This is a genomic window from Cereibacter johrii (genome assembly GCF_001720585.1).
GTDB lineage: Bacteria > Pseudomonadota > Alphaproteobacteria > Rhodobacterales > Rhodobacteraceae > Cereibacter_A > Cereibacter_A johrii.
Genome location: NZ_MABH01000014.1, coordinates 1 through 3,137, shown reverse-complemented (window position 1 = coordinate 3,137; position 3,137 = coordinate 1). Strand labels below are relative to the sequence as shown.

Annotated in this window: 4 protein-coding genes; 3 read left to right on the top strand and 1 reads right to left on the bottom strand. The window is 69.7% G+C overall.

Annotation, left to right across the window (positions count from 1 at the left end; translation table 11 throughout):
- The 3 genes from ftsY to A9O63_RS00390 all read left to right on the top strand — a co-directional run.
- A partial coding sequence (ftsY, locus tag A9O63_RS00400; RefSeq protein WP_069330147.1) for a signal recognition particle-docking protein FtsY occupies window positions 1-923 on the top strand: 923 nt, incomplete at its 5' end.
- Window positions 924-1,038: 115 nt separating this feature from the next.
- Window positions 1,039-1,944: a DMT family transporter gene (locus tag A9O63_RS00395; RefSeq protein ID WP_069330146.1), complete on the top strand. Its 906-nt coding sequence runs from the start codon at window positions 1,039-1,041 to the stop codon at window positions 1,942-1,944.
- A gap of 11 nt (window positions 1,945-1,955) precedes the next feature.
- Window positions 1,956-2,558, top strand: a complete 603-nt coding sequence (locus A9O63_RS00390; protein ID WP_069330145.1) for an inner membrane-spanning protein YciB — start codon at window positions 1,956-1,958, stop codon at window positions 2,556-2,558.
- Between the two features lie 50 nt (window positions 2,559-2,608).
- Here A9O63_RS00390 and A9O63_RS00385 read toward each other — a convergent pair.
- On the bottom strand, window positions 2,609-3,137 hold a 529-nt coding region (locus tag A9O63_RS00385), incomplete at its 5' end, for an EcsC family protein (protein ID WP_141703014.1).

Sequence of the window (3,137 nt, the reverse complement as noted above, 5' to 3'; positions counted from 1 at the left end):
CCGCGCCCCTGCCCGGCCTGCCGCCCGAGCCCGAGCCGGAACGCCGCCCGGGCCTCTTCGGCCGCATGTTCGGCCAGACCGAGGAACCCCGCCGCATCCTCGACGATGCGATGCTCGAAAGCCTCGAGGAGGTGCTGATCCAGGCCGACATGGGCGTCGAGACGGCGTTGCGCGTCACGGCGAACATCGCCGAGGGCCGCTACGGCCGCCGGGTCTCGGCGCGCGAGATCAAGGAGGCGCTGGCCGCCGAGATCGCCCGCATCCTCGAGCCGGTCGCACGGCCGATGCCGCTTTATCCGTCGCGCCCGCAGGTCGTGCTGGTGGTGGGCGTGAACGGATCGGGCAAGACCACGACGATCGGCAAGCTCGCCTCGCAGTTCCGCGCCGCCGGCAAGTCGGTGGTGATCGCCGCGGGCGACACGTTCCGCGCGGCGGCCGTCGAGCAGCTCCAGGTCTGGGGCCGCCGCGCGGGCGTGCCCGTCCTCACCGCGCCCGAAGGCTCCGACCCGGCCTCGCTCGCCTTCGACGCCATGACGAAGGCCCAGGCCGAAGGCGCGGACCTCCTGATGATCGATACGGCCGGCCGGCTGCAGAACCGCGCCGACCTGATGGAGGAACTGTCCAAGATCGTCCGCGTCATCCGCAAGAAGGATCCCGACGCGCCGCACAACACGCTCCTCGTGCTCGATGCCACGACCGGGCAGAATGCGCTGAACCAGGTCGAGATCTTCCGCAAGCTCGCCGATGTCTCGGGCCTCGTGATGACCAAGCTCGACGGCACCGCCAAGGGCGGCGTCCTCGTGGCGCTGGCCGACCGGTTCGGCCTGCCGATCCATGCCATCGGCGTGGGCGAGCAGATCGACGACCTCGCGCCCTTCGATCCCGAGGAATTCGCCCGCGCCCTGATGGGGCTGGACGACTGACGCCCCTGCCCCCTCCCTCCCCTCTCACTCTGGAAAAATATCCTCGGGGGGTCCGGGGGGCGGAAGGCCCCCCGGCGGTCCGCCCCGCAGCCCCGGTCCGCCGCTCCGCCCGATCATGACAGCCTGGATCCTCTCTCTCGAAGGCACCCCGGAGGGCGCGCGGATCGCGCTCCTCCTCGCGCTCACCTCGGCCTTCGCCCATGCCTGCTTCGGGGCGCTCCAGAAGGGGCGGCACGATCCCTGGCTCTCCCGCGGCGCGATCGACAGCTTCATGCTGCTCCTCTCGGCGCCGGTCGCCCTCTTCCTCGTGCCCTGGCCGCAGGGCTTCGAATGGCTGGTCATGGCAGGCGTCATGGCGATCCACCTCGCCTACAAGATCGCCATGGCACGGGCCTATTCGCGCGCGGCCTATACGGTCGTCTATCCGGTGGTGCGCGGCGTGGGTCCGCTCGCCACGCTCGCCTTCGCCGCGCTCTTTCTCGGCGAGCATTATGTGGCGATCCAGTGGCTCGGCGTCGCGATCCTGTCGGCCGCGATCCTCGCGCTCGCCCGGCTGAACTTCGCAGCCAGCCCGCAGATCGGGCGGATGGACCTCAAGGCCGGCCTCGCCTGGGCCTTCGCCGGCGGGCTCATGGTCGCGATCTACACCACCTTCGACGCCTGGGCGATCCGGCTCATGCCCGATCCCTTCACCTTCCTCGCCTGGTTCTTCCTGATGACCTCGCTCGATTTCCCGCTGCTGCTGGGCTACAGGCTGCTGAAGGCGCGGCAGATGCCGGAGGCCGCGGCAGCCCTCGCGCTGCGCGGCTTCGTGGGCGCGCTCATAGCCTTCGTCAGCTTCGGCGGCGTGATGCTCGGGACGAGGCTCGGCAAGGTGGCCGAGGTCTCCTCGCTGCGCGAGACCTCGACGCTCTTCGCCGCAGCCATCGGCTGGCTCCTGCTCGGCGAGCGGTCGGGGCCCGCGAAGATACTGCTGATGGGCCTGATCGCCCTCGGCGCGATACTGGTTCAGTTGGCCTGAAAGGGAGAGACATGGCAGAGCGCATCAACCCGGTGGTCAAGGCGGTGCTGGAATGGGGCCCGATCGCGGCCTTCTTTCTCGGCTACGTCAAGCTGAAGGACGAGACCTTCACCGTCGCCGGCACCGACTACCAGGGGTTCATCATCGTCACCGCGGCCTTCATTCCGCTGATGGTGATCTGCACCGGCCTGCTCTGGTGGCTCTCGGGCAAGCTCTCGAAGATGCAGGTGGCCACCGTCGTGCTGGTCGTGGTCTTCGGCGGCCTGTCCGTCTGGCTGAACGACGATCGCTTCTTCAAGATGAAGCCCACGATGATCTACCTGCTGTTCGGCGTGCTGCTCGGCATAGGCCTCCTGCGCGGGCAGAGCTGGCTCCGGCTCGTGCTGGAAGAGGCGATCCCGCTGCAGGACGCGGGCTGGATGATCCTCACGCGCCGGGTGATGGCCTTCTTCTTCGCGCTGGCCATCGCCAACGAGGCGGTCTGGCGGCTGATGAGCACCGATGCCTGGGTGAATTTCAAGACCTTCGGCCTGCCGCTCGCGATCTTCGTCTTCTTCATGACCCAGAGCGGCCTCTTCAAGCGCTACAACCCGGAGCGGAAGGACGAGGCCTGAGGCGGCGGCCTGCCCGGCGCCCCCGGCAGGCCCCTCGCACCGCGCGGATGTCAGGCCCGGTAGAGCGGGATCGGCTTCCCCGCCGACTGGAACTCCGACAGCACGCGCTCGGGCCCATGGGTCTGGGCAAGCCGCAGGAGCGCGAAGCGGATCTCGGCGATCTCGCGATAGTAGCTGAGATAGGCCGTGTTGAGCGCGGCGCCCGCCACCGCCCCCAGAACCGGCACCGCCTGCGCCATGAGCTTCTGGCCGAGCGCGGTGGCGAGTTTCGGCGCGACCGAGGCCACCACCTTGCTCACGGCCGCGCCGCTCATCGCGATCCGGGCGCCGATGAAGCTCGTGTTCACCCCGTCGTCGCGCTGCAGCGGGCTGCCCGCGCCGAAGATGCGCAGACATTCCACCCGGATCGCGGGATCGTCGGGGTCGAAGCCCTGAGCCTCGGCCGCGCCACGGATCGCATGCATGATGACGGTGATGGTCACGGGCAGCTCGGCGATCGAGGTGGCGATCCCACCCGCGCCGCCCGCGGCCCCCGTCAGCGCCACCAGCGCGGGCGCACCCCGGCGCCCGAGATCCGGC

Coding starts and splice junctions, on each gene's coding strand:
- A9O63_RS00395 (WP_069330146.1), top strand. CDS start 1,039: ATGACAGCCTGGATCCTCTCTCTCGAAGGCACCCCGGAGGGCGCGCGG.
- A9O63_RS00390 (WP_069330145.1), top strand. CDS start 1,956: ATGGCAGAGCGCATCAACCCGGTGGTCAAGGCGGTGCTGGAATGGGGC.